This window comes from Streptomyces sp. NPDC048606, assembly GCF_040650855.1.
Classification (GTDB): domain Bacteria; phylum Actinomycetota; class Actinomycetes; order Streptomycetales; family Streptomycetaceae; genus Streptomyces.
Map to the genome: position 1 here is coordinate 1 of NZ_JBEZIB010000057.1, position 24,261 is coordinate 24,261.

General features: G+C 70.4%; 23 protein-coding genes and 1 pseudogene. 18 read left to right on the plus strand and 6 right to left on the minus strand.

Annotated features, from left to right (window positions below; all coding sequences use genetic code 11):
• The 4 genes from AB0D01_RS37005 to AB0D01_RS37020 all read left to right on the plus strand — a co-directional run.
• Positions 1-1,059: helicase associated domain-containing protein (locus AB0D01_RS37005; RefSeq protein ID WP_363063306.1), on the plus strand; the 1,059-nt coding region annotated here is incomplete at its 5' end.
• 138 nt (positions 1,060-1,197) lie between these two features.
• Positions 1,198-2,088, plus strand: a complete 891-nt coding sequence (locus AB0D01_RS37010) for a hypothetical protein (protein WP_363063308.1) — start codon at positions 1,198-1,200, stop codon at positions 2,086-2,088.
• A 2-nt stretch (positions 2,089-2,090) separates the two neighbouring features.
• Positions 2,091-2,729, plus strand: coding sequence for a hypothetical protein (locus AB0D01_RS37015; protein ID WP_363063310.1), 639 nt, complete (start codon positions 2,091-2,093; stop codon positions 2,727-2,729).
• A gap of 505 nt (positions 2,730-3,234) precedes the next feature.
• Positions 3,235-3,744 carry a helix-turn-helix domain-containing protein gene (locus tag AB0D01_RS37020; RefSeq protein WP_363063312.1) on the plus strand — a complete coding sequence of 170 codons (510 nt, stop codon included), beginning with the start codon at positions 3,235-3,237 and terminating at the stop codon, positions 3,742-3,744.
• 31 nt (positions 3,745-3,775) lie between these two features.
• On the opposite strand, the gene AB0D01_RS37025 is transcribed toward AB0D01_RS37020, so the two are convergent.
• From AB0D01_RS37025 to AB0D01_RS37035, 3 genes are read right to left on the minus strand one after another with little or no spacing between them, the layout of a single operon-like run.
• On the minus strand, positions 3,776-4,873 hold the full coding sequence (locus tag AB0D01_RS37025; RefSeq protein WP_363063314.1) for a hypothetical protein: 1,098 nt from the start codon (positions 4,871-4,873) through the stop codon (positions 3,776-3,778).
• The gene (locus AB0D01_RS37030) at positions 4,870-5,619 is read right to left on the minus strand and encodes an ATP-binding protein (protein ID WP_363063316.1); all 750 of its coding nucleotides are present in this window, start codon (positions 5,617-5,619) and stop codon (positions 4,870-4,872) included. Before AB0D01_RS37030 ends, AB0D01_RS37025 begins: the two co-directional genes overlap by 4 nt.
• Positions 5,616-7,307 carry a Mu transposase C-terminal domain-containing protein gene (locus tag AB0D01_RS37035; protein WP_363063318.1) on the minus strand — a complete coding sequence of 564 codons (1,692 nt, stop codon included), beginning with the start codon at positions 7,305-7,307 and terminating at the stop codon, positions 5,616-5,618. Before AB0D01_RS37035 ends, AB0D01_RS37030 begins: the two co-directional genes overlap by 4 nt.
• Before the next feature lie 145 nt (positions 7,308-7,452).
• On the opposite strand from AB0D01_RS37035, the gene AB0D01_RS37040 reads away from it, so the two are divergent.
• The 12 genes from AB0D01_RS37040 to fxlM all read left to right on the plus strand — a co-directional run bounded on the left by AB0D01_RS37040 (position 7,453) and on the right by fxlM (position 18,796).
• Positions 7,453-8,076: a 5'-3' exonuclease H3TH domain-containing protein gene (locus AB0D01_RS37040; RefSeq protein ID WP_363063320.1), complete on the plus strand. Its 624-nt coding sequence runs from the start codon at positions 7,453-7,455 to the stop codon at positions 8,074-8,076.
• Positions 8,077-8,137: 61 nt separating this feature from the next.
• Entirely contained in the window at positions 8,138-8,833 is a 696-nt protein-coding gene (locus tag AB0D01_RS37045; RefSeq protein WP_363063322.1) for an HAD-IA family hydrolase, read from the plus strand.
• Positions 8,834-8,897: 64 nt separating this feature from the next.
• Positions 8,898-9,215, plus strand: a complete 318-nt coding sequence (locus AB0D01_RS37050) for a hypothetical protein (RefSeq protein WP_363063324.1) — start codon at positions 8,898-8,900, stop codon at positions 9,213-9,215.
• On the plus strand, positions 9,155-9,637 hold the full coding sequence (locus tag AB0D01_RS37055) for a hypothetical protein (RefSeq protein WP_363063326.1): 483 nt from the start codon (positions 9,155-9,157) through the stop codon (positions 9,635-9,637). Before AB0D01_RS37050 ends, AB0D01_RS37055 begins: the two co-directional genes overlap by 61 nt.
• Complete coding sequence (locus AB0D01_RS37060) at positions 9,634-10,227, plus strand: hypothetical protein (protein WP_363063328.1); 594 nt, start codon at positions 9,634-9,636, stop codon at positions 10,225-10,227. Before AB0D01_RS37055 ends, AB0D01_RS37060 begins: the two co-directional genes overlap by 4 nt.
• A 336-nt stretch (positions 10,228-10,563) precedes the next feature.
• Positions 10,564-11,505: an NUDIX domain-containing protein gene (locus tag AB0D01_RS37065; RefSeq protein ID WP_363063330.1), complete on the plus strand. Its 942-nt coding sequence runs from the start codon at positions 10,564-10,566 to the stop codon at positions 11,503-11,505.
• A 91-nt stretch (positions 11,506-11,596) separates the two neighbouring features.
• Positions 11,597-12,637, plus strand: coding sequence for a phosphotransferase (locus AB0D01_RS37070; protein WP_363063332.1), 1,041 nt, complete (start codon positions 11,597-11,599; stop codon positions 12,635-12,637).
• Between the two features lie 242 nt (positions 12,638-12,879).
• A complete protein-coding gene (locus AB0D01_RS37075) occupies positions 12,880-13,983 on the plus strand; it encodes an MFS transporter (protein WP_363063334.1) in 1,104 nt (367 codons plus the stop codon).
• Entirely contained in the window at positions 13,973-15,295 is a 1,323-nt protein-coding gene (locus tag AB0D01_RS37080) for a methyltransferase domain-containing protein (protein ID WP_363063336.1), read from the plus strand. The genes AB0D01_RS37075 and AB0D01_RS37080 overlap by 11 nt, the downstream gene beginning before the upstream one ends.
• The gene (locus AB0D01_RS37085) at positions 15,292-16,140 is read left to right on the plus strand and encodes a class I SAM-dependent methyltransferase (protein ID WP_363063338.1); all 849 of its coding nucleotides are present in this window, start codon (positions 15,292-15,294) and stop codon (positions 16,138-16,140) included. Before AB0D01_RS37080 ends, AB0D01_RS37085 begins: the two co-directional genes overlap by 4 nt.
• Positions 16,137-16,391 (plus strand): hypothetical protein, encoded by a 255-nt coding sequence (locus AB0D01_RS37090; protein ID WP_363063340.1) that lies wholly within the window; start codon positions 16,137-16,139, stop codon positions 16,389-16,391. Before AB0D01_RS37085 ends, AB0D01_RS37090 begins: the two co-directional genes overlap by 4 nt.
• A gap of 35 nt (positions 16,392-16,426) precedes the next feature.
• A complete protein-coding gene (gene fxlM, locus AB0D01_RS37095) occupies positions 16,427-18,796 on the plus strand; it encodes a methyltransferase, FxLD system (protein WP_363063342.1) in 2,370 nt (789 codons plus the stop codon).
• A gap of 467 nt (positions 18,797-19,263) precedes the next feature.
• On the opposite strand, the gene AB0D01_RS37100 is transcribed toward fxlM, so the two are convergent.
• The 3 genes and pseudogenes from AB0D01_RS37100 to AB0D01_RS37110 form a co-directional block, all read right to left on the minus strand.
• Positions 19,264-20,433, minus strand: coding sequence for a hypothetical protein (locus AB0D01_RS37100; protein WP_363063344.1), 1,170 nt, complete (start codon positions 20,431-20,433; stop codon positions 19,264-19,266).
• Positions 20,434-20,553: 120 nt separating this feature from the next.
• Entirely contained in the window at positions 20,554-21,645 is a 1,092-nt protein-coding gene (locus AB0D01_RS37105) for a hypothetical protein (protein WP_363063345.1), read from the minus strand.
• A 511-nt stretch (positions 21,646-22,156) separates the two neighbouring features.
• Positions 22,157-22,381 (minus strand): annotated as a pseudogene (locus AB0D01_RS37110) (hypothetical protein); the annotation flags it as partial.
• Between the two features lie 266 nt (positions 22,382-22,647).
• On the opposite strand from AB0D01_RS37110, the gene AB0D01_RS37115 reads away from it, so the two are divergent.
• Together AB0D01_RS37115 and AB0D01_RS37120 are read left to right on the plus strand one after the other, a co-directional pair.
• Positions 22,648-23,487, plus strand: a complete 840-nt coding sequence (locus tag AB0D01_RS37115; protein ID WP_363063347.1) for a neutral zinc metallopeptidase — start codon at positions 22,648-22,650, stop codon at positions 23,485-23,487.
• A gap of 125 nt (positions 23,488-23,612) precedes the next feature.
• The gene (locus AB0D01_RS37120) at positions 23,613-24,206 is read left to right on the plus strand and encodes a hypothetical protein (protein WP_363063349.1); all 594 of its coding nucleotides are present in this window, start codon (positions 23,613-23,615) and stop codon (positions 24,204-24,206) included.
• Positions 24,207-24,261: the final 55 nt, after the last annotated feature.

Consider the following 24,261-nt stretch of genomic DNA (forward strand, 5'->3'; position numbering starts at 1 on the left):
GGCGCCGACGCGGCGGCCGAGTCGGCGCTGCTGCACTTCTCCTCGCCCCGGGACGCGGCCACCATCGCCGCGTTCCTGCGCACCCGCGTCTACCGGCCGGAGTCCCTGGTGTGGCTGGAGGGCTACCAAGCCCTCATCCGCTGGCGGAAGGAGAACGAGATCACCGGCGTCCACGCCGTCCCCTACGACGTCGAGGTCGCAGTCGGCGTCACCAAGGCATTCCCGCTCGGGCGGTGGGTCCACCAGCAGCGCAAAGCCCTGCGCGCCGGCGAACTCGAGGACCGGCGCAAGGTTCTCCTGGACGCACCCGAGGCCGGGATGGTCTGGGAGCCCGGCGAGGAAGCCTGGGAGGCCAAGCTCGCCGTGCTCCGCTCCTACCGGCGGGCCACCGGACACCTCGCACCCCGGCAGAACGCCGTATGGGGCGAGGACGACGAGATGGTGCCCATCGGGCAGCACATGGCCAACCTCCGCCGCAAGGGCGCGAAGAACGGCCTGGGCAAAGACCCGAACCGGGCCGCCGTGCGCGCGGCGCAGCTGACCGGGATCGACGAGGACTGGGACTGCCCGTGGCCGCTGGACTGGCAGCGCCACTACCGGGTCCTGGCGGACCTGGTCGACGCCGACGGCATCCTGCCCCACATCACACCGGGCGTCGTCCACGACGGCGACGACATCGGACGATGGCTCCAACAACAGAAACAGCCGGCCCACTGGGCGCGGCTGCTGCCCGAGCAGCAGGAACGGCTGACCGCGATCGGCGTACAACCCGACCAGAAGCCGTCTCCCGCCCCCGCAGCCAGCCGCGGGACGAAGGGCCCGAGCAAGGCGCAGCAGGCATTCCAACGCGGCCTGGCCGCCCTTGCGCAGTGGATGGAACGGGAAGGCGCAGACCGGCCGGTGCCCCGCGCGCACGGCGAGGAGATCGCAGTCGAAGGAGAGGCCGAGCCGGTCGTCGTGAAGCTCGGCGTGTGGGTCTCCAACACCAAAAGCCGACGCGACAAACTCGACGCCGACCAACACGCCGCCCTCGCCAAGCTCGGCATCGACTGGGCATGAGACCCGGAGCGTGGGCGGTCGCTGAACGCGGCGGTCAAGTGAAGTGCGCCGCCGCTGTGAGGCTCTGTTGTCGGACCCTGCTCCTAGGCTGTTGTCGACGTACGCATCGGCGCGGCGGAGGGCTACATGGCGAGGCAATTGACCACGGACCAGCGGCTGGCCTTGATCGGCAAGTGGAAGAGTCCGCCAGGGCCGGCGGAGCAGGAGCGCCTCGAACGCGCGGAGCGCATGGTGCGGGCTGCAATTAATCGGCATGAGCCTTTCCGGGGCGTCGCCATCAAGGTCGAGGCGAAGGGGTCGTATCCGAACAACACCAACGTCCGTGGAGACAGCGACGTTGACATCAAGGTGCAGATGAACGAGTGCTTCTACTACGACGGTCAGTCGTGGCTCTCCGAAGGACCGGACTATGTGGGCCCGTGGACGAAGGACAAGCTCCGCCGGGAAGTCCATACAGCACTCACCGAGTCATTCGGCGATGTGGACGCCGACCACAACATCGCCTTCTACGTGCCGGAAGTCTTCGGCAGCCGCCCCAGCACTGACGTGGTGCCGTGCTTCAAGTACGTGCTCTACGACAGCACAGTGGCCGGGGGCAAGCACGAGGGCAGCGTCGTCTTCGGCCGGGACGGTAAGAAGATCGTCAACTGGCCGGAGCTCCAGCTCGCCAACGGACGGGCGAAGAACAACGCGACCCACCAACGGTACAAGTGCGCCGTGCGGGTCCTGAAGAACGTGGAGAACGACCTCACAGCAGAGGGAATCATTGATGCCCTGCCGTCCTACTTCTCCGAGTGCCTGATCTACAACGTGCCCGACCACATCTTCCTGGACGGCAACCTCGACGACGCAGTCCGCGGAAGCCTGCTGGAGGTATACCGGCAACTGGACTCCCCCGGCATGGAATGGAAGCGCATGGTGGAGCCGAACGGCGTGAAGATGGTCTTCAGTGAAGGCCAGAAGTGGGACGAGCAGGACGCTCTGAACCTGATCCTGCATGGCTGGCGCTACCTCAACTACGGAGGCTGAGGATGAACCAGGCCGGCACCATTCGCACCGGCGCCACCATCGCGGCCACGCTCTACACCGGCGTACTGGTCGGTCTGGGCCTGTACCCGTCCGAGTTCCGCTACCTGTTCGCGTACATCCCGGCCGCCGTCGGCTACGCCGTGATCGTCTTCGACAAATGGGCCTGGCACTGGCCGGTCATCCACCGCTTCACCGGCCGCCCGTGGGTCACCGGCACCTGGCGCGCAGTACTGACTCCCGGCCCGGACAGCCACATCCCCGAAGGAGGCAACCGCGGCCCCATCACGACGTACATGACCATCGAGCAGACGTACTGGAGCCTGCACGCCACGCTCCGCACTGCGGAAAGCACCTCCCGCTCGAGCAACGCCACCGTCCAGGCCCCTGAGAACTCCGGCACAGCCGAGATCGGCTTCCTGTACGACAACAAGCCCCGTGTCGAGCACGCGCATCGCAGCCCCCGCCACGAAGGCGCCTGCCGCATATCGGTCACCGGCCTGACCCCTCAGGCAGCCGCCGGCCACTACTACACCAGCCGCTTCACCGCTGGTGACATGGACTTCACCTTCATCGACCGCTCCACCGACTACGGCACCTTCGCTGAAGCACAAGCCGCCGACCCCGAACATCGATCCAACTGACCAACCCGGAATGATCTATGCGGCCTTTGGGAGGGACATCGCGGTCGATGTAGAGGGCAGGGCGGCGAGGAACAGGCGCTAGAGCCAGGCCGGCTCCAGCGCCTCCACCTCCCACTGCACCGGGCGGAGCGAAGCCGTAGCGGTGGGCGAAGGCCGGCCGACTCAGGTCGCCGCTCTTCCCCTCGGTGGCTGAGCCCATATGCGAAGCACCGGTTTCGTGACAGCACCCGACAAGGGCAAACACCACCTTGTGTCAGTACAGCAAGGCCAGCCACCGCTTGCGTGTCAGCGAGCGAATCACCTCTGGGACGCCACGCCAGCGGAAGCCGGGGGCTCTACCCCAGCCGGGATACCGGCGTCAGCTGTATGCCGGATACCGCCCGCCGTCCCGGGGTGGTGGCAAGGGTGGACCTGCTGGAGCTTGGGATGCGGTGTCGTCGAGAGAGCTGGTGGAATGGTGCGGGCCATAGGTGATGGGCTGGAGCGGCTCCTGTACACACGACCGGTGCCTGCGACCACGGCGGATCGACTGAAGGCCCTGCTGCGGTGGGAGCGGGGCTCCACGCGGCGGGTCGCCGCCGTCCTGGGTGTGTCCCAGCGGACCGTCCAGCGATGGGTGACCCGTAAACCGGGCGGCCAAGGACGCCCGAACCCCCGTCACGAGCAGAAGATCGCCGAACTCGTACAGGCCCGCTGGCAGCCGCTGATCCGTGCCCGTCGGCGTGCGGCGGCCGAGAAAGGCGGCGTGGTCGTCCATACCCGCGCCCGGTTCGGGTTCAAGGCCGGTCCCGCAAGCTCCGACGACCCGCGCATGCGGCGCATCACCGGGCGCCTGAACCCCACGGTGACACAGCAGATCTTCGCCGCCCTCGACGCGGGCGCCAGCGAGAAGCAGCACGAGCTGATCATCGGCCGAGCTCTGGGACACCTCTACTTCCGCGACGCCGGCCGGCGGGCCCACGGTCTGCACGTCACCCTCCAGGAGATCGACTTCATCGAGTTCGGCCTCCAGTAAGACGAAAGGTGCCCGGTCTGCGGCTGCGGCGTCACGGGGCGGGCGGCGCCGGCCGCGACCCCCGTGCTTCCCGGACCTCTCGCCAGTCCCACACCGCCTTGCCGGACCTGCGAGCGTTCGGGGCGTCGGGCGGCTGGGGCGGGCGGAGCCGGGCGGTCTCGGCCAGCCGCAGCAGGGCCGGCCGCTCCCCCGGCTCGACCAGCAGATGCGTGGCGGCGGTGGAGTGGGCGTAGTAGGTGGCCGCGCGCAGGAAGACGGCGGCCCAGGCAGGGACAGGGTGGGTGGCGCAGCCGTCAGTGAACCGGGTTTGGTCGTGGAGGGCGAGGAGGGCGGGGGCGTCGTGGAAGTCATCGCTGCGGGCGGTGGCCAGTTGTTGGAAGGAGGCGCCGGTGAACAGGGTGGCGGCCAAGGCCGCGGCCAGGCGGGGGTGGGCGGTCGCGGTGTGGATCCGGCGGACGACCTGGGCGGCTTGGGTCGCGGTGAGGGGCTCAGGCGCTGGCCGTTGTCTCCAGTCGATCAAGCCGGGCAGGCACGGGCCCGGACACGGGCCCGGACTGTCGTAGGAGACGAGCCGGTCCAGGGAGGGCAGGGTGAGCCACCGGGCCGGCCCGGCGGCAGGCGATACCGCGGCCGATGCCGCGCCGCCGGCCGTGGGCGGGCGCCCGTCGAAGTAGAGGGCGCGGGCCGCGGCCAGGGTGGCGTTGTGGGTGTAGGTGACGGGGGCGAGAGCGCGGGTAAGGGCGGCGGTCAGGCGGGGGCGGTGGACGACCAGGGTGAGGTGGATGCCGGTCTGCCGCTGAAGGGCCAGGAGGCGCTGGAGGCGGCGGTCGTCGAGCAAATGGGCACGCAAGACGGTCAGGCGGGTCATGGCCAGAGCCGCCGTCCACGCCGCGGCTGCCTCCCATAGCGGCGGGCGGCCGTGCGGGAAACGGCCCGGAAGATGGGCAGGCTTGCCCAGGGCGAAGAGCAGCTCCCCGGCCAGCGCGGAGTCGCTGACCGTGCCCGGCGCGGGGTGCAGGGTGATGCGGCCGGCGTGCGGGGCGTGGGCGGCCAGGGCGGTGTGGGTGAACGCGGCGTCGTCCCCGGCGTCGAGGACGACGGCCAGGCAGGGTGTGGCGGGTGGCGTCATGCGAGGCGGCTGAAGGCCCAGCGCAGCAGGTCGCGGTCCGGGCCCGGGCGTCCGGTGCGTTCCAAAGCGGTGCGCATGTGGGCGGTCAGCTGGGCCCACGCGCGGAAGTTGCCGTGGGCGGCCTGCTCGTCGGCGAAGGTGATGTCGGCCGGGTCGGCGTCCGCCCAGACGGGGTGGAAGAGCGGGACGACGTCGAGGACCTCTTCGGGGGTGAGGCGGGTGAACTGCTGCCAGATAAAGATCCGGGAGGAGAGCATCGGCTCGCGGCGCAGCACGGTGTGGGCGCCGGCGCCGCCGACGAAGACGATCGCGATCTGGGTGGCGGGCTCGTCCCACAGGTAGCGGAAGTACTCGAACGCCTCGCCGTTGAGCCACTGCGCCTCGTCCACGAGAAAGGTGCGGGGCCGCTCGGACAGGGCGGTCTTCAGCAGGCGGTCGAACTCGGAGGGGTGGCGGGGCGGCTCCCCGGGCAGGCGGAGCGTCTCGAAGAGCTCGTAGCGGACCGCGCGTGCGGTGGGGCGGGCCCGGAAGGTGACCCGGCAGACCTCCTCGCCGCGGGAGTCCTCCAGCTCGTGCAGGCAGGTGTTGACCGCCAGGGTCTTCCCGAAGCCGGCGTTCCCGTGGATGCACATCATCGCCCGCGCGGCAACGGTGTCGGCGATGTTCTCCCGCGCGGTCAACAGCGCCTTCGTGGTCACGATGGAGGCGTCGGGCAGGTCGACGTACTGGTACGTGGGCGCGGTCACCGCACACCACCGCCCGCAGCACCTTCCCCGTCACTGGTGACACCGGCCTGCGGCCTGCCGCCGGACTCGTTGTCATCCGGCGCGGGTGACGGCTTCGGCCGGGTACGGGCCGCGAGGGAGGCCGGGGTACGCCAATCGGACGGAGGCGCGGCCGGCGGGATCAGGTCCGGCAGCGCCAGCCTCGACAGATCCGCCCGGTCAGCCACCGCCAACTCGGCAGCAGCCTCCATCGTGGACACCGCGTCCACCCGCTCCGGCTTCCCCGGCCGCGTCACCGCGGCATACCGCTCGCGCTGAGCTGCGGCGAGGTCCTTGCGCAGACGCCGGCTCCGCGCGGCCCGCGCGGTGCGCACCGCGGTGATCTGCTCCGGGCTCGCCTCGTCCGCGACAGTCGCAGGTCCCAGGTAGCGGCCGGTCGCGGCGTCGAAGACCTCGATGCGGTGATCGTGGTGCGGCATGAACCGCACCCGCACCCCCGTACCCGCCAGGCCCGTCATCCACGGCCCCACATAATCCCGCCTGCGGAACCGGACACCGCGGGTGGAAACCACACGGATCCGTCCGTCGTCCTCCAACGTGAACGTCCACAACTCCTCCGGGCTCACCTCCCGCACCGGAGTCGGATCCGCCTCCCAAGCTCCCAGCGGGGTCTTCCCGCCCAGCGGACCCGGCTGGTGCACGGTGTTCCACCACTCCACCCAGCCCAGCAGCCGGGCGGTGAAGTCCTCGAAGCCAAGCAGCGCCTCGTTCTTCGGTCGGCCAGGGCGCCGGCCCGGGCGCGGCTGGCGTACGTAGCCGGGCAGCGCGGCGAGGAACATCGACTCCACCGCCCGGTTCAGGCCCTCGACCGTGCCCTTCAGGTGCGGGGTGTAGGCGGGCAGGTCCTCCACCTCGACCACCAGCGCGCCGAACGCCGCCGCGACCGTCCTCGACAAGAAGTCCTTGCCCCGGTCCACACGGACCTTCTCCGGCAGTCCGCCCTGCGGCCCGAACGGCTCCTCGCGCAGCACCGCAGCGCGGAGAGCGGCCAGCACCGACTCCCGCGACGGAGACCCGGGCGTGACCGCGACCCCCATGACCGTGTTCGTCGCGCAGTCCACGAACCACGTCACCCACGGCCGCCGGGCCACACCCTCAACCTCGACCAGAACGGGGGCCTGGACGTGATCGGCCTCCCACACCTCATTCCGCCAGCCCCGAGGCCGGGCCAGGAACACATCATGCTTCCGGGCCGCACGCTCCCCACCAGCAAGCCCCGCCCGCTCCCCCGCACTCAGATCCCGCCGGATCGCACGATGCAACGTCGTCAACGACGGAGCAATACCCGGAGGCGACTGGCCGACGGCGCGCTCGGCCAGCTCACGCTGCACCGCCGCGACGTTCCCTCCCCACAAGGCCAGCAACGCACGCACCTCGTCCGTCACGACGAACCGGTCCGCCCGCGCCAGCCGAGCACCCGGAACGACTCCGGGAGCGGTACCGGGCGCAGCGAGCCAGCGCCACACCGTCCGCTCCGACACCCCCAACGCCCCCGCGGCCACCCGCACATGGCCTGCCGTGAGCCGACCCGCCGCCCGCAACTCCAGCAGCCGACCCACCGCCGCACCACGCATCTCAACCCGCGCGGCCTCCGGCAACCCTCCCCGCTCCACCACCGCCACACACCCCACGACCGAGAAGACCTCCACAGCCCCCAGCCTCCCGGCCGATACACCGCCATGGATAAGAAGCACCGTTTCCGTGGCAGTGCAGACCCTGGTGGTGTACCGCCCCGTGACAGCGACAACCACCCAGGCACCGCTTCCATGTCAGTAGGAGACACGCCCCCCAGTCATGGGACCAGCACGAACACCACCGGCTGACGGACCGTCACTGCCAACCCCCACTGACACCAAACCGACACATCGCACCCTGGTCAAAAACGCCCTCGATCACACGCGCATCCGATGGATCGAGCAGAACGACCGCGAAGCGGACGACGTCATCGCCACCCTGACCACCGCCCGCGCCGAAGGCCGCGCGGTCGACATCATGACCACCGACAAGGACTACATCCAGCTCTTGGCCGACCCCAGCGTGCGCCTGCTCAACACCGGCCTGGGCATGGAGCGCCGCTACACCGCAGGCGAGCACATCCTCCCCCGCCACGACGTCCTCGCCGAGCAGTGGCCGGACTTCCGCGCCCTGATGGGCGACCCCGCCGACAACATTCCCGGCGTTCGCGGCATCGGTGCCAAGACGGCCGCCCGGCTCCTGACCGGCGGGCGCCGACTCGAGAACATCCCCGCCGATGAACTGCGCCCGGCCTGGGCGGCGCAGTGGCCGCAGGTCCTGCGCCGGCGCGAGATGATCAAGCTCGACACGAAGACCGACCTCCCCAACAACCTCCTCACGAACGTTCCCACCGCACCCATGCCCACGGCCGGGCAGGTCCTGGAAGCGCTGGACCTGTGGTGACCGGACCCAAGACCGCGATATGGGACTTCGACGGAACGCTCGGCCACCGCCGCCACTGCACATGAGCCGAATCCCTCCTCAAAGTGCTGGACAGCCAGCAGCCCGGCCACCCCTGGACCTTCCCCGAGATGTTCCAGGCCCTCGCCACCGGCTTCCCCTGGCACGCCGCACAGGAACCCCACCCGCACCTGAACGACCCCGACGCCTGGTGGGATCACATCACCAGCGTCGTCGCCGAGACACTCACCCGCCTCGGGATCTCCCGTCCTCAGGCCGTGGCCGCCGCGACCCGCGCCACCTACGCCGATCCCGCCGGCGTGGAGCCTCTACCCGCAGACGCTGCGCGTCCTGGACCGGCTCACCGAGCACGGTTGGACGCACGTCCTCCTCTCCTGAATTCCCCGAACTCCTGTCCACTCTCGGCATCGACACCCGGTTCCAGGCGGTAATCAACTCCACCGCCAGCGGATACGAGAAGCCCCACCCCCACGCGTTCCGTCTCGCACGGTCGGCCGCAGACCCCGCACATCGGCTCGTCATGATCGGCGACAACCCCCAGGCCGACGCCGCCGGAGCCCGCCACGCGGGCATCGACGCCATCTGGGTGCGGCGTGACCGGCACACCGACACACCCGACCTCGACGCGGCCGCCCGCATTCTCCTGACTTCCGAGCCCGTACCGGACGAGCGGAATCCGGCTCTGCACGAGATCACCCCGTTGCAGCCAACCGCCCCCGAAGCGCTCCCCATCAGGTAACGTCGCCTACATCCGCACCGCGGAAGCCCGGCAGCGCCCCGGCCCATGGCGCACCGGAGCCACCGTGCACGACACCATCCCGGCCCTCGCGCAGGCCGACTGCCTCACCGCCTTCAAAACCCTTCGCGACGGCACCGAGACGACGCTGGAGCTCGGGGAGGGCTGCAACCGCTTCCCGCCCTCCCCGACCCTCGCCCGCTACCTCTCCGTCCTGCTCGACCGCTTCATCCGCGACGGAACCCTCTCCGCGTACGCCGGCCGGAGCCAGGCCGGCGCCCGGGCCGGGCGGCGATGGCCGAACTCCTCGGCAACCACCTGGACATGCAGCTGGACCCGTCCGAAGTCTTCTTCACCCGCGGCGGCACCGAGGCCATCAGACTGACCATCGCGCACCTCGCCGAGAACAGCCACGGTCTCGTCCTGCCGCTGCCGAACTACTACGCCTTCGACCAGTGTGCTGTTCGCTGGGGCGCCCCGGTGACCGGCTACTACCGGCACGACGGCACCCTTCATCACACCGGCACGTCCCCGGCCACGCGCACCTGCCGCGTGGAGGTTCTCCCCAACGGAGTCACCGGCGCCCACCACACCCTGCCCGACCTCACCGAACCGGATTTCGCGCTCCTCGACGTCCCCTTCCAGATCGGGGCCGACGGCCCGCAGCCCGCCGCGGCGCTCCGTGACCGCGTCCACGACATCGAAAGGACCTTTCCCTGCCCGGGCTCCGCGCAGCCGTCGTCGTCACCCGGGACAAGGCGCTGCTGCAGCATCTGGCCCGCGACCGGTTCGAGCGGATGGCCATGAGCGGGGACCCCGTCGGCGAGATTGTCATGCTCTTCTACGCCTCCCTCCTGACCGTCATGGAAGCTCCCGTCGAACAGACGGCCAAGCTCGTCCAGCTCTCCCGGGACAGCGTTCGTCGATCAGGTCTGGCGGCACTCCCCGGGGAGGAAACCTACCGCCGTGTCCGCGCCCACCTGACCGTCATGGGCGAACGCTTCCGCCGCAACGCTCATACACTGGAAAGCCCGGGATCTCCGGTGCGGCGCGTCCCGGGCATGAAGCCGGCCGCGGGCTATTCCGCGTTCGTCGAACTCAGCACCCCGCAGGACGGCTTCCTGTCCTGGGTGACGCGGTGCGGGCGAGCGGGACTGCAGCTCAACCCGACAGTCGTCCACGGCGGAACCTCCGCCGCCTGGGATGCGCTGTATCCGGACCACCAACTCCTGCGGCTCAACCTCTCCGAGCACCCGACGATCGTCGACCGCGGTCTGCGCCTTCTCCGTCCCTACGCGGCCGGCCAGTTCCAGTCTGATCCGGAGGACCACCGCCAGGTACCCCACGAGGGGAAGGGTTCCACCCGATGGCCTCTTCCGCCGGGCAGTCGGCCCTGATTCCCCCGGAAGAGCCGTGCACCGGCCGATCGGTCGAGAGCGACCACGCGGTCATGACACTGCGTCTGGGCCTGCCGTCCACTCCCGGCGGACAGGGTGAGGCGCCGTCGACGGGCGCCAGTTGACAGCCGACCGACGCAGCGGCCGAGCATCGGCGTTTCGGCCAACCACCCCCGGGCCGCGTGCCCTTGCGCTGCAAGGGTCGGTGCACTGCGCACGTTCGGAAATCCGCTGAATCACCGGGCGCGCAACCCGTCCGAAAGGAACAGGTGCTCGAAATCGGGCGGCGTCGTTGAACACACCGACGCCACCACCGCATCCACGAGGGGGAACGCATTGACTCCAGTCGAACCAGGCAGCGACAACACCGCGAGCGACCCGAAGGCCGCCACTGACAACATCTCGGACGCTGAGCGGGAGCTGTACGAGGGCCGGCTTCGCTACGACCAGTCCTACGCCCGCCATGAAGGACTCCCGCACACGGAGGTCACCTCGCCGCCCCTGCGCGCGAAGCTCCTCCAGGCGCGGCTGGACGGCCGGCCGGATCCGGTGAACGTCTCCGCGCTGATCCACGACGGACAGGGCCGGTACCTGCTCCACTTGCGCGACCACGAGCCCGGCGTCATCTGGGAGTCGGGGGCGTTCGCCCTTCTCGGCGGCGAGCGTACGCATGACGACGAGAGCCTTGAGGGCACCCTGCTGCGAGAGCTGTCCGAGGATGTGCCCGACCTCCGCCTCGAGGACTTCACGCCCTACGCCGTGGAGGACGCCCGGCACGCGGCCGAGAACCCTCCAGGCAACGAGCCGGCCGTAGTTCCTGCCGTGTGGGATGGGGGTGACCGAGTGGTGCTGAACGGCGTCGGGGTCCACCTCCACCTTGAGGACGACGAGGGCCGGGTGCTGCTCGGCCTGCGTCACCGCGATTCGAAGTACGCGGGCGACACCTGGCACTACCTGGCTGGGAGGTGCGAGCAGGAGTCCGCTCTCAACTGCCTGGTCCGCGAGGCCTGGGAGGAGGCGGGGTTGGTCATCGACCCCGCTGACGTCGAGCTCGCGCACGTTGTCCATGTCGTCGACGCCCCGGGCAGCCTGCCCTTGATGCAGCTCGTCTTCCGGGCGCGCCGCTGGGAGGGCACTCCGGAGGTCCGCGAGCCCGACAAGTGCCTGACCTGGCAGTGGTGGCCGCCACACGAGCTTCCGGACCGGCTTGTCTCCTACACCCGGACGGCCATCAGCAGCATTGCCGAGGGCCATGCCTTTTCGCAGGTGGGCTGGTGAACGGCGTGCGCACGCCGACCAGCCGCAGGCCCGGGCCGGGCGTCCGGCCCGGCGCTGCCGGCAGGACTGCCCTGGCGCCGGGGGTGCCGAGATGAGCAGCGAGGCCGAGGCGATGGTCGTGGCCGAGATCCTGGCGCTGCTGTACCGGATCGCACCGGCGGCGGTCAGCCAGGGCCCGGCGGGAACGGCGACCCGCAACTACCTGGCCGAAGACCGTGAGGGCGGGCGGTGGTTCGTGAAGGCGTACCCCCGTGGCACCAACTTGGACCGGGAACGTCAGGCCCTGGCCCTGGGCGAGGCGGCCCGGGCCGCCGGGGTGTCGGTACCGGCCGTGCGGCGTACGGTGACCGGCGAGACGATCGCGTCGGCCGGCGGGCTGTCGGTGTCCGTGACGGAGTACGTCGCGGACGCGCAGACGGCTGAGGGCGGGCTGTCCGGCGGCCGGTGGGAAGCGGTCGGCGAGACCGTGGGTCGGCTGCACCGGGCCCTGGCCAGCCACCCCGTGGGCCCGCCGCACCCGGTCGCGGCCCGCGCAGTGTGCGACGTCACGCGGGCCGGACGGCGGCTGGAGGAACTGCTCGCCCGCTGGGCCGCCGCACCGCCGCCACGGGGAGGGTTCGCCGCCTGGTGCGCCCAAACCGCGAAGCGGCGTCATGCCGCCCTTCCCGAGGTGGCGGCCCGCCTGGAGAAGCTGCCCCTCGCGCTGACGGCACAGGTCGTGCACGGGGACCTCGCCTCACCCAACCTGCTGCTGCGCGGAGAGGCGGTCGCCGCGGTGATCGACTTCCGGCCCCCGTCGCATCGCAGCGCCGCCTGGGAACTCGGCCGGATCGTGCTGGACCCGCGCACCGTCCTGGCCCGCCGGGACGAATGGATCCCGGGCCTGGCTAGAGCTGCCGGCGCCTACCGGGCGGCGAACCCGCAGCTTCCGGCCGAGGACCTCCTCGCTGTGCCGCGGGTTGCCGCCGGGTACCTGGCCTGCTCGGTCTATCCCCTGTCCGAGCCGCTGAACGACCCCGCCGCGGTCACCCCGGCGCTGGAGGCGTACGCGCGCGCCCGGCACAAGGCCACGGGCGTGCTGTGGGAGTGCCTGGACGAAGCCGAGGAGGCGCTCCGTGACGTCCTACGTTGATTCCCCCACTTCTTCCAGCGCCTCGCTGTGGCGGCACCAGGACTTCCGCCGGTACCTGACCGGCCAGGCCGCGAGCGTGGCCGGTAGCTCGCTCACGCAGATGGCTTTGCCGGTACTGGCCGTTCTCCACCTGGACGCCACGACCGCCCAGGTCGCCTGGCTGGCGGTCCTCGGCCAGCTCCCGCCCGCGCTGCTCGCCCTGCACGCCGGCGCGCTCGCCGACCGGCACTCCAAGCGGGCAGATGATCGCCGGCGATCTGGTCAGCGCGGCGGCGCTCGCCACCGTGCCGGCGGCGGCCGCGCTGGGCACCCTGACCCTGACCCAGCTCATGATCGTCGCCGTGGTGCAGGGAGCGGCGGGTGTGCTCCACGATGCGGCGGCCATCAGCCTGCTGCCCAGCCTCGTGGAGCGATCGTTGATCCAGCGGGGCAACAGCCGCGTGGGTGCCCTGTTCGCGATTTCCGCGACCGCCGGAAGCCACCTCGGCGCCGCGCTGACCGCACTGCTCGGCCCCGCCCGAGCGCTGCTCGGAGACGTCGCCTCCTACCTGATCAGCGCCGTGTGCACCGCCCGCATCCAGACCGCCGAACCCGCCCGCCCGGCATCCCGCCGACTGCGCGCCGAGATCGGCGAGGGTCTGCGGTACGTGCGCGGCGATGACCGGCTGTGGACCCTGACCCTGGTCAACGCCGCGATCTCGTTCGCCCTGGGGCTGCTCAACACCCTGTGGGCCCTGTACTTGCTGAGGTCGCTGGCGATGAGCGCCACCGCGTTCGGGGTGGTGCTGGGCGTCGGAGCGCTGGGCGCGGCCGCCGGGGCGCTCACCGCCCCAGCGTTGGGCCGCCGGTACGGCCCGGGGCCGATGATGCTCACGGCGCTCGCGATCACCCCGTTGACCCAGTTGCCGCTGCTGCTCGCCTCCCCGGGCCTTGCCTGGCAGATCACGATCGGGGCGGCGCTGTTCCTGCAGCTCGCCTGTGCCGGTGCCGCGGGCACCACGCAGCGGTCCATCCGTCAGATCATCACCACGGTCGGGATGCAGGCGCGGATGCAGGCGGTGAGCACGTGGCTGACGTCCGGCGCCCGCCCGGTGGCCGCGCTCCTCGCCGGCGGCCTGGGCACGTGGATCGGTGTGCGGCCCACCCTGACCGCCGGGACCCTCCTGCTGCTCGTCCCCCTCGTGCTCCTCGGCCGTTCCCCGCTGCGCGCGCTGCGGCAGATGCCGGATCCGCCCACCGCCGCCCAGCCGCCCGCTCTCGGGACATCGCCTCCGGCCGTGCCCGCTCCCGCGCGCTCGGACGACGGCGTCCACCACGATCGCTCGCTCGGAGGCGATGCCCTGTGACCAAGGCGCCGAACTCGGCCGCTGCTGCTGCCGCACCCTCGATCCTCTGGAGCGCACTGTGCTGAGCGACCCCACCGTGCCTGCCACGGCCCTCCTTCCGTCGCAGTCCGCCGTCGACGCCTCCGGGGCTGCGACGGCCCGGGCGGCGATGGTCGCCCGGCTTGAGAAGAGCGGAGACCTGATGCCCGGGCCGGTGCGCGAGGCCCTGCTGGCGCTGCCGCGCGAGGTGCTGATGCCCCAGGCGTACGTGCGGCGCAGCGCCCAGAACGAGATGTCGCCGCGCTGGGATCTGCTGGACTTCTCCCGCCCAGGTGACCGGGACGAGTTGCTGGAGCGGCTGCACAGCGGGGACAGTGTCGCGATCCAGCACGGCGGCGAGCCGATTCTGGGCCGCGTTCCCGGGCCGCGGCGCGGGGGCGTGATGACCGCGATGTCGAGCACGATGGGGCTGACCGCCGGCCTGCTCCAGCTCCTGGACGTGCGGCCCGGGCAGCGCGTCCTGGACATCGGGAGCGGCGCCGGGGTGACCGCGGCGGTGATGTGCTTCGTGTGCGGCGACGGCGGCGTCGTCACCCTCGACATCGACCCGCACGTCACAGCGGCCGTCCGTGAACGGCTGTCCGCCCTCGGCTACCGGCCGGCCGCGGTGACCGGGGACGGCACGGCCGGGTGGGTTGACGCGGGCCCGTACGACCGGGTCTTCGTCTCCTTCGCCGTTCGCCGCGTGCCGCAGGCCCTGGTGGAGCAGTTGGCGCTGGGCGGCCGGGCATTGATGACGCTCGGGACGTCGTCGCCGTCGTGGCCGGGCCTGGCCGTGGTCGAACGACGGCCGGACGGGGGCGTGGAGGCGGAGCTGCGGGCGGTCGAGTTCGGTCACCGTGCCGGTGCCGGCTTCGACCGGCTGTTCCTGTCCGCCGGCTTCCGCGCGACGATCACCCCGGACCAAGGGCGCACGCAGCGCAGCCGACTCGCGCCGCCTCCCGACACGGACCGCGGGATGTGGCTGGCCTTGGATCACCTCTGCCCGGGATTGGTGCGCGACTTCGGCGCCGAGGACCTCACGGTCGGTGCGCCCGAGTGCGGGTCGTGGATGCGCGTGAAGGAGTCCGGCTACCGCCGGTGGGACGTGACGACCCGCGGGCCCCTGGACATCTGGGCGGAGATCCAGGAGGTCGCCGGCCGGTGGCGGGCGGCCGGTGAACCGGACGTCTACCGCCTCCACTTCGACGCCGACGGCAGTCAGCGGGCCACGAGCCCGAACGGCGCCCTGACCTGGCAGCTTTTCCCTAGCGACAATGGAGTTCCACGATGACCCGCCCCGGCCAACCGGCCTCTGCGGCAGTTTCGGACGACGCCCTGTTCGGGCCCGAGGCCGCCGACTACGCCCGATACCGTCCCGGCCTTCCACACGCCGCGGTCCACCTCCTGGCCACCGCCCAGCACAGTGTGCCCGCGCCCGTCCTGCTGGACCTGGGGACCGGCACCGGCCAGGTGCCCCGCGCCCTGTTGCCCGTCCTGCCCCTGGTGCACGTCGACCTGGTCGACGTGAACGAACCGATGCTTCAGGCAGCCCGCGCCGCACTCGAACCGGTCCGCGGAGGATGCACCGTCGACCTCCACATCGGCGCCGCCCACACCTTCACGCCCGCCGCGGCCGGCCGGACTCCGACCTTGATCACCTGCGCCCGGTCCTTCCACTGGATGTCCCGCCCGGAGGTCCTGTCGATGGCCAACCGGGTGGCAGCCCCGCGCGCGGTCGTGGCCATCATGGGCGACGGCAGCCTCTGGACCTACGAGGCCGACTGGACAGCCGCCCTTCGGGAGCTGATCCAGAGCTACCTCGGCGAAGACCGGCGAGCGGGCACCGGCGGCACGTACGCCGGGCCGGGCCGCTCCTACCAGGACGACCTGGCCGACTCGGCGTTCAGCGAGGTGACCGAGCACGCCTTCCGCGTCTCCCGCGCCTGGGCACCCGAGGGCGTGATCGGCTACCTGCGCACCACCTGCTTCGCCCGCCCCGCCCTGCTCGCCGGCCGCCACAACGAGTTCGAGGCCGCTGCTCTGCGGCTGCTCCAGGACCACGCCCACCAGGGCGTTCTCAAGGAGGACGCCGTGTTCACCGTGCTGCTCGCGCGCCGCCCCGGCGGCGCTGCGTGAGCGGCACCCACCGGCCGTGCGGGACTTCGTACGGCTCTCCGACGCCTGGCACGGCCGGCCCCGACCTCCTCCAGGCCGTGATAGATGGCTACGGGCGACCCCTCACCCCGGAGGAGGAGGCCCAGCTCACTGTCTCGTCCGTCCTCGACGCCGTCTCCGACATCTCCTACGGCACCGCCCACGGCGATCCCGAGCTCGTGGAGCGCGACCAGCGCACCCTGGCCCGGCTGCGCACCGAACAGCACCCCTGATCCCCACCCCACCGACCACGAGGAGCAGCACGTTGATGTACACCGCCCGCGACGAGTGGGAGCAGCACTACGGAGAGGGGAAGGGGTGGCGCATGCTCGGTGAGCGCGAACGGCAACTCCTTGCCGAGCACGCCCCGGTCCCCGAGGGCGGGGGCCGGGCCCTGGATGTGGGCTGCGGGACCGGGGAGCTGGCCGCCCACCTGGCCGGTGTCGGCTACACCGTGGACGCCGTCGACCTCACGGGCAGCGCGATCGCCCGAGCCCGCGAGGAGCACGCCGTCGACGGCGTGCGCTGGCTGCGGCTGGACATCGAGCGCGACGACCCGGCCCCGCTGGACGAGCAGGGGTACGACCTGATCACGATGCGGCTGGTGTACCCGTTCGTGGGGGATCGCGGCCGGGTCGTTCACGGGCTGGGCGAGCGGCGGCGCGACGGCGGCGCACTCGTCGTCATCACCCCGATCACCGAGAGCACCCCCGTGGAGCGGCGTGGGATCGCCCTGGACGAGGACGAGATCACGCTGCTCAGTGCCGGTTGGAAGACGGTGGAGCGGGCGGACTCTGACGGCCTGGCCTTCCTGGTCCTGCGCGGCCCCTGTCACAGCGACGCCCGGGCCGTGGAGAAGCGGCCGACCATCGGCCACGCGCTGACCGGCGCCCTCGCCATCGTCACCGACGACGCCGGCCGGGTCCTGCTGGGCCGCTCCCGGCGCGGCATGCTCGAGCTACCCGGCGGGAAGACCACCGGACCGGAGGACTTCGCCACGGCGGCGGTGCGCGAACTCGCGGAGGAGACCAGGCTGATCGCCGATCCGGCCGACGCGCACGTGGTGACGATGCTGGTCGACGACAGCCACGGCATCCCGCGGCTCACGGCCGTCGTCCGCATCACCGCCTGGACAGGCACCCTGACCAACCCCGAGCCGGACAAGTTCGATCGGTGGGAGTTCTTCGATCTGCATGCTCTCGCCTGCGTCGGGGACGCCTTCGTCTCGGCCGCACTCGCGATCGACAGCGTGTGGCCCGGCGTCATCCCGTACCTGCCGCCGGTGGTCTCCTACCCGCTCGCCGCTGGCCGTCCGCCCGCACCGGGTGAGCCAAACGAGGCCGTCCGGCTGCGCCAGGCGATGGCCCAGACGGTGATCGACGGCGGGTGGGCCCCGTCCGAGCCCGTCCGCGACGCGCTGCGGACGGTGCCCCGCCACCGGTTCGCCCCGGAAGCGAACCTGGCGGCCGCCTACGACGGCGGCGACCGGGCGGTCATCACCCGGCGCGACGAGACCGGGACGGCCATCAGCTCGGTGTCCGCGGCCTGGCTCCAGGCCGACATGATCGAGAGCCTCTGTCCGGTGCCGGGTTCGATCGTGTTCGAAGCGGGATCCGGCGGCTACAACGCCGAGCTGATCGCCCACACCAGCGGTCCTGACGGTCGCGTGGTGACCGTCGACATCGACCCGTGGGTCGTCCGCCGCACGCGCGCCTTCCTCACGGAGGCCGGCAGCGGCCGCGTCACCGCCGTCGAAACCGATGCAGCCCTCGGCGCGCCCGCCCACCTCGTACCTCGCGGCGGGTTCGACGGCAGCATGATCACCTACAACTGCTGGGACATCTCCCCGGCCTGGCGTGAGCAGCTGGCCGAAGGTGGACGCCTGGTCATCCCGCTGGAGATGGCCGGCTACACCCGGGCGATCGCGTTCGAGCGGCGCGGCGTGGTGCTGCACGCCCGCCGATTCACCTACTGCGGCTTCGTCCGCGACCAGGGGCAGCAGGCCCGGCCGGCCGCGGTCTCCCCCTTGCTCGACGGGACGCTGACGCTACGCTTCGACGACGGGCCCGCCGCCGACACGTCCGGCTTGGAGGAGGCACTACGCGGGCGGCGGCACGAGGTCGCGACCGGCGTGACCATGGGCGCTGCGAACTCCTACTTCGGCTCCCTGCAGCTGTACGCGGCCACCACTCTGCCCGGCTTCTGCCGGCTGGCCGCCCACCAGGAACCCGCCGAGGGGGTGACTGGTATTGCGAAGGACCGCGACGCCCCCGCCGTCATGAGCGGAGCCTCGCTCGCCTACCTGATCCACGTCCAGACCAAGGACGGCGACAGCCCGCAGGGCAAGGAATGGGAGTGGGTCGCCCACGCCTTCGGCGAGCAGGGCCCCGAGCTCGCCGAACAACTGGTGGCCACGGTCCGGGCCTGGGACCGCCACATCCGCGCCGACGACAACGACCGGCACGCCGATCCTGTCCTGACGGTCCACCCCGCCGGCACGCCCGACGACCTCCTGCCCGTCGGCGACGTCCTAAACAAGAAGCACTGCCGTCTCGTTTTCCGGTGGCCGGGGCGTGAGGTGGTAGCGCCCCGCCCCGTCGACCGCCTTGAGGCCGACATCGTGACGGAGGGGGCGTGACGGTGCAACGAGAAAGACGGGAGGCGGTGTTCGTCGCTCCGGCGGAGCACGACGAGAGGGACCGGATGCGGCGGGCGCACGCAGCCGCCGCGAAGCGGTTCCAGACGCCGGTCTCGGGGCCGGAGGTGTGGGGATGGCAGGGCCGCACCCTGGACCGCCTGCCCGTCGGCTACGACCTGGGTCTGCTTCACGCGTACTCGTTGGTCGCCCGGCGACCGCCACCCGGATCCGGCGCGAGTATGACCTGCGGAGCCTCATCCGCGGTCAGCGCCCGGCCAGCGTGCTCGCAGCCCCTGATCTCGCGGGCGAACTTGGGATAGAGCTTGACGAACGCCGCCGTGGAGCCGCTGGCTACCTTCCAGATCCGGGAGTCACCGCGCGAGCGCGCGCACCCAGTCGGGCAGTGCGGTCATGGCCTCGCCGTAGCGGTGTGTCGGGTCCGGAAGACGGCGCGTGGCGGGGCTGTCCTACTCGGCCGGCAGATGGAGCATCGGTTCGAAGGCCGCGTCCTCCTCGCCCTCGACCGTAGGGAGGAAGCCGTCCGGGACGGTGCGGGCGGCCGTGGTGAGGAGGCGGGCCAGGACCTCGGGTTCGGTGGCCGGGGGAAGGCGGAGGGCGGCGAGGAGGCGGTCGCGGACCTCGGGGTGGTCCGGGTTGTCCTCAAGGTAGTCGGCGTTGAGCGTGGGGGGACGGAAGCCGGCCAGGGCGTCGTGCCAGGAGGGGAGGACGATGGCCAGGGTCAGGGCCTCGGCGAGGGACTCCGCGATGAGGGAAGCCTGGCCTTCGGAGTCGGTGTAGAGGACGGGGCGGACGCGGTCGGAGCCGGCCGGGCCGCAGAGGTAGTGGGTGCCTCCCGCATTGCAGCCGGCCACGGGCTCCACCGGTAGACCGGCCGGCAGGGCGATCGACTCGATGGGGTCGGTCCGCGTGAGGTCGAACTCGCCGTCCCAGGCCAGGTACGCCTCGACCTCGGGGTGGGCGGCGATCCGGCGCAGCAGGGCCTCGTCGGAGAGGGCGGCCGGGTTGAGGCCGCGGGCGGCTTCGGGGGTCAGGGGGTGGCCCGCGAGGACGTGGCGGACGGTGTCGAGGGGGACGGGCCGCCCGTAGTCCTGCTCGAAGTGCGCTTGGACGGCCTCGGGGGAGCGGTCGGTGAGGAGGCGGAAGAGGTGCCCGGAGCCGTCCGGGTCCGGGCTGCCCGAGGGGAACTCGATGCCCGAGCCGGTGCGCCAGGCGCTGCCGCCGGTCTCCCACCACAGGCAGGCGGTGACCCGCGGGGCGCCGATGCCCTCGTCGACGAAGGCCGGGTCGTCCAGGAGCGGGCGCAGCGCGGCGGGTACCTCGTCGATGACACCGGGCCAGACCTGTTCGTCGTCCGTGGCGTACGGGCTCATCTGCGACTCGTGGTCGAAGCCGCGGACGAGCACACCGGCCGGGGTGAAGAGGACGGAGAAGTCGTCACCCGAGCCGTTGTCCATCAGGGCCGCCTCCGTCCCAGGCCCCCAGGCGGTGGAGAAGGAGTAGCGGGAGAACCGCGGGTCACGGCAGAGCGCCTGGTCCAGCACGGCCAGCGCACGCAGGTACGCGCGGAGCACGGCGGGGTCCGGGAGGAGGGCGGCGGTCGTGTGCACGGTGTCCATGGGTGCATGTAAGCAGCCGGCCCTGACATCCGAGACGGCGGTTCGGTCGCACCCGCTCTCTCACACAGGGCCGGCCTCGACACCGTGCAGGCCTGCGTGTGCGAAGCCTGAGAGTTCACGTCAGGGGGCAGGGAACAGGTGCCAGTTCTGAGTGCGAATTGTCACTGTCGGGTGCGTGTAAAGGACTGCTCCAGTCCCCTTGACCGCGGTCTCGAAGTGCATGGTGAGACTGGCGTTCAAAGGAGTCGCCTTGGAGAAATCCCGTTCCCCGAAGACTGCCTGCGGAAAGAGATGGAACGCCGGCATGTGGTACGTCGCATCCCAGTAGGTGTTGGTTTGGTCGAGCAGTAGGTCCGTTTCCCTCTGCGGCGCTCCGACATTGCGGACACCAGGACCGTCCGGACCGAAAACTGGCTGCCAGAGCTGGAATTCAGTGTGCCGCCAGCACCTGGAATATCTATCTCCACCGACAATGGGCTTTTCTCCGCTGTAGCTGAAGAGTGCACCGTACTGAAGGAGACGTGGAGCGGTTCTCCAGGTACGGGATGGGGACGGCACTATATTCTCTGGTCTGATGGTGAAGTGCAGAGTGGCTCCGAACGTGTACCTGTGTGTCTTGAAGGAATTAGATGTTGGCCCGCCTGTGAATTCGAGCGACCGGGTCCCGTCGTTGTTGTCGCGCCAGGTTTGACCGACAACGTTGAAGTCGTTGCGGAAATCGACGGCGAAGAGCTTGAAGCGAGAGTTCTCCTTCAAGGTTTCGAGGAGGCTGTCCAGGAGCTCGGGATGCTCCACGATATACGAGTAGCCGTCCCGGTACATTTCCACATCGAGGTCGCCGCTCGGGCGATCGTTCAGGGCTGCCGACCCGACCCCCTGGGGGGCTTTGGGGGAAGTGAGCTGGTCGCGGAGCTGCATCATTCGTTGCAGCCGAAGGTTGTCGAGGCGAGCCTGCGCGTCGCGCATTTTGTCGACGTCGACTCCCTGCGAACGGAGAAGTTCTTCCTGGATATCGATCGACAAGCTCTCCTCCTCCAGGGAGGGGAGAGTGCCTTCGCCAATTTGCTCACGTTGAATTAGTTCTGTTTGCTGTTCGCGGCGAAGCAGCTCCAAGGCGTCCAAGATGGACTTCCCGGGAGGATTCTCCTCGTCAAGCCAAATTCGCACCTCACCGGATTCTTCCGGGTGGTCGGCTGACCCCTGGACGGACATCGTCTACCTCCGAACGATGACTGGATAGTCTGAGCGCTGGTGAAATTTAAGAGGCGTCGGGAAGCTTCTCTAGTGGAATACCTGGCCGTGTCATCCCGGAGAATTCCACACGCTTCAGCCCCTCGCGCCCAGGTGGGCCAATGCTTCCTTGCGGAGCTCTGAACAGAGAAAGTGGTCTCTATTTAGTGTCCCTCCACTGCCGGGCGCCCGCCACTGGCGGTAGGGGCAGCGCTACGGGCACCGGAGAGGACGGACAAGGAGCGCTTGAGCGGCTGCCGAAGGCGTCCGGCGAAGTCGTCAGCGCCCCTGTGCGGTTCGGTTTTAGCTTCACTGGGATATTCGGTTTCTTATCACTGCCGAGTCAACGGATCCGCGCTACTCAGGGGACTTTGGTCGATCGATCATGGGAGGGTCCACGGAGCGGGGCATGGAAGGCCCTCGCAAACCACGTCGGGGGGAGTACCCCTTCCACCCGGCCAGAGATCAAAGCCCGACCTCCCGCACGTGTGGTTCAGTTGAGGCAAGAAGTGTGCTCGGGATGTCCCTTGGTGCGGCGTACTTCCTTCACTCGGCCTCGTCGAGGTGATCGCACCCTTTGACCAGAGCTTGCAGGGCCTGCCGCTGCGGTTTCCGGAACGGCTCGCAGTAGGTGCGGTCGTACGCCTCAACCGATCTGGAAGGTCCAGCGGCCGGGAATGACGTTTCGGCCGAGTTTCTCCTCGTGGACGCGCTGGGCCCTTCCACCACCGTGTCCTCCGCCGCGAGTTGGGAAGAATCTGACTCCGGGCTCACCTGATCGACGGCTGCCTCGCCGCGACCGCCCCGAACATCGACCCACCGACCTCACCCTGAGTATCTCTGTAGCCAGGCGGCTCTCGCCCCCGCTGGTGTCGAACCTCGTTGACGCCAGCGGGCACCGGCAAGGGACTGCCCGTAGGAGTTGCTGGGGAAATCCGGCGGGCGCACGGTGGAGAGGGGGAAGGTCTCGAAAGGTAGTACGCCATGCGCCGACGCAAGGGTGCAACCTCGTGCACCACCCTGATGGCCGCTCTGGTTTTCGTCGCGGTCAGCCCCTTCAGCGGAACCGCGACGGGTGAACCGCAGCCGCCTCCGCCCCCCGACGCTCCAGCGTCTTACGCGCAGCAGATCCCTACCGATACTCCTGAAGGCCTTGCCAACTACCTGACGTTCTCCTTCGGCAAGATCGATGAGTACTGGAAGAACTACTTCAGGGGTGGAAAGCTAACGGGTCCCTCCACGGACGTCCTGTTCATAGGCTCTGGCCGGCAGTCCGTGAGCCGGTGTCTGCCTGAGCCGATCCAGACCAACACGCAGAACTTCTTCTACTGCCCGGCCGACACGTGGACCGACCCCGCGGGAACCACCTTCACGGGTGTCATTCACATGCCCGTGGGCACTGCGATGAGCCTGCAAGCCCAGACCAACGCTTTCGCGGTGGCCACGGTGCTGGCGCACGAGTACGGCCACGAGGTCGTCCAGGAGTTCATGACGCAGCTGAAGCTGCCCCCCATTGTGGAGATGAAGGACGAAGCGCCTGTCCTGGACGCGAACGGCAGGACCATCCCGGTGAAGGAGGCCGAGCTCATCGCGGACTGCTTCAGCGGCACCTGGACCAAGCACGCCGTCAAGCAGAAGATGGTCGGCCACGCAGACCTGAGTCAGGCAGTGCGGGCGCTCGTCGCAGCGGGCGACACCACCATCGGCGCCTATCAGCCGCACGGCAACAAGTCCGAACGCACAACGGCCTTCACCTTGGGTTACAACACAGGCTCCCCGCTCAAGTGCGCGCAGCAGTACTGGGTCACACACGTCTGGCCCTGATACAGCTGCCAACCTGCTCCACCGACCACGCCCCCGAACCCCTCAACTTGTCCTGGAGGTGCTCGGACAGTCCCTGCTGCTCGCCGCCACCTACTCCGACGGGCCGGGAGCCGGACCACACCGGGGTGCGGACCGGCTGCCGCTCGTCACGGAGGCCCGCACCGCCCTGCGCGAGGCCGTCGAACGCACAAACCAACCACCTTCTGGCCTCTCTCGTCGAAGCCCGCCAGCGGGGCGACGCCGCCGCCGACCGCGCCCACACCGAGGCCCTCGGCCGGCTCGCCGAACGCCCCAACGTCGCGGCCCGGCCCGAACTCCGACAGATCCTCCTCGGCGTCCACGCCTACGCGACGACCCCGAGGCACCTCGCCACCCCGGGCCGGGACATCCAGCTCAGCGAGATCTCCGGGGGCCGGTGGAGGTTCTACACGCCGATGGGCAAGAGCGCCGGGAAGACGGCGCAGCAGTGCCTCCAGGGCGCCCAGGGCGACGTGCTGCCGGCCGAGATCGAGGCGAAGGACCTGCGTACGACCGTCCCCGTCGGGACGTTGCTGTGCACGGTCACCAGCGATCGCCGGCTGGCCATGCTGGACGTCACCGACATCACCACGAGCAAGGGCAACCTGCCCGACTACGCCACCCGGCTCACCCTCTGGCAGCGGCGCTGGGGAGTGTCGTCAAAATGGCGTCGGCCGTCTGCCAGGGCGGCCCAAACGTGACTTTGACGACACGGCCTGGAGGCACCCATGTCCCGCCCACGCGTCGACGTCGTCG

Bases quoted from the DNA above. Each gene is read 5' to 3' on its own strand.
- fxlM (WP_363063342.1), top strand. From the start codon at position 16,427: ATGTACACCGCCCGCGACGAGTGGGAGCAGCACTACGGAGAGGGGAAG.
- AB0D01_RS37075 (WP_363063334.1), top strand. From the start codon at position 12,880: ATGATCGCCGGCGATCTGGTCAGCGCGGCGGCGCTCGCCACCGTGCCG.
- AB0D01_RS37080 (WP_363063336.1), top strand. From the start codon at position 13,973: ATGCCCTGTGACCAAGGCGCCGAACTCGGCCGCTGCTGCTGCCGCACC.
- AB0D01_RS37040 (WP_363063320.1), top strand. From the start codon at position 7,453: ATGGGACCAGCACGAACACCACCGGCTGACGGACCGTCACTGCCAACC.
- AB0D01_RS37055 (WP_363063326.1), top strand. From the start codon at position 9,155: ATGCAGCTGGACCCGTCCGAAGTCTTCTTCACCCGCGGCGGCACCGAG.
- AB0D01_RS37105 (WP_363063345.1), bottom strand. From the start codon at position 21,645: ATGTCCGTCCAGGGGTCAGCCGACCACCCGGAAGAATCCGGTGAGGTG.
- AB0D01_RS37060 (WP_363063328.1), top strand. From the start codon at position 9,634: ATGAGCGGGGACCCCGTCGGCGAGATTGTCATGCTCTTCTACGCCTCC.
- AB0D01_RS37045 (WP_363063322.1), top strand. From the start codon at position 8,138: ATGAGCCGAATCCCTCCTCAAAGTGCTGGACAGCCAGCAGCCCGGCCA.
- AB0D01_RS37115 (WP_363063347.1), top strand. From the start codon at position 22,648: ATGCGCCGACGCAAGGGTGCAACCTCGTGCACCACCCTGATGGCCGCT.
- AB0D01_RS37070 (WP_363063332.1), top strand. From the start codon at position 11,597: ATGAGCAGCGAGGCCGAGGCGATGGTCGTGGCCGAGATCCTGGCGCTG.
- AB0D01_RS37025 (WP_363063314.1), bottom strand. From the start codon at position 4,873: ATGACGCCACCCGCCACACCCTGCCTGGCCGTCGTCCTCGACGCCGGG.
- AB0D01_RS37085 (WP_363063338.1), top strand. From the start codon at position 15,292: ATGACCCGCCCCGGCCAACCGGCCTCTGCGGCAGTTTCGGACGACGCC.
- AB0D01_RS37015 (WP_363063310.1), top strand. From the start codon at position 2,091: ATGAACCAGGCCGGCACCATTCGCACCGGCGCCACCATCGCGGCCACG.
- AB0D01_RS37100 (WP_363063344.1), bottom strand. From the start codon at position 20,433: ATGGACACCGTGCACACGACCGCCGCCCTCCTCCCGGACCCCGCCGTG.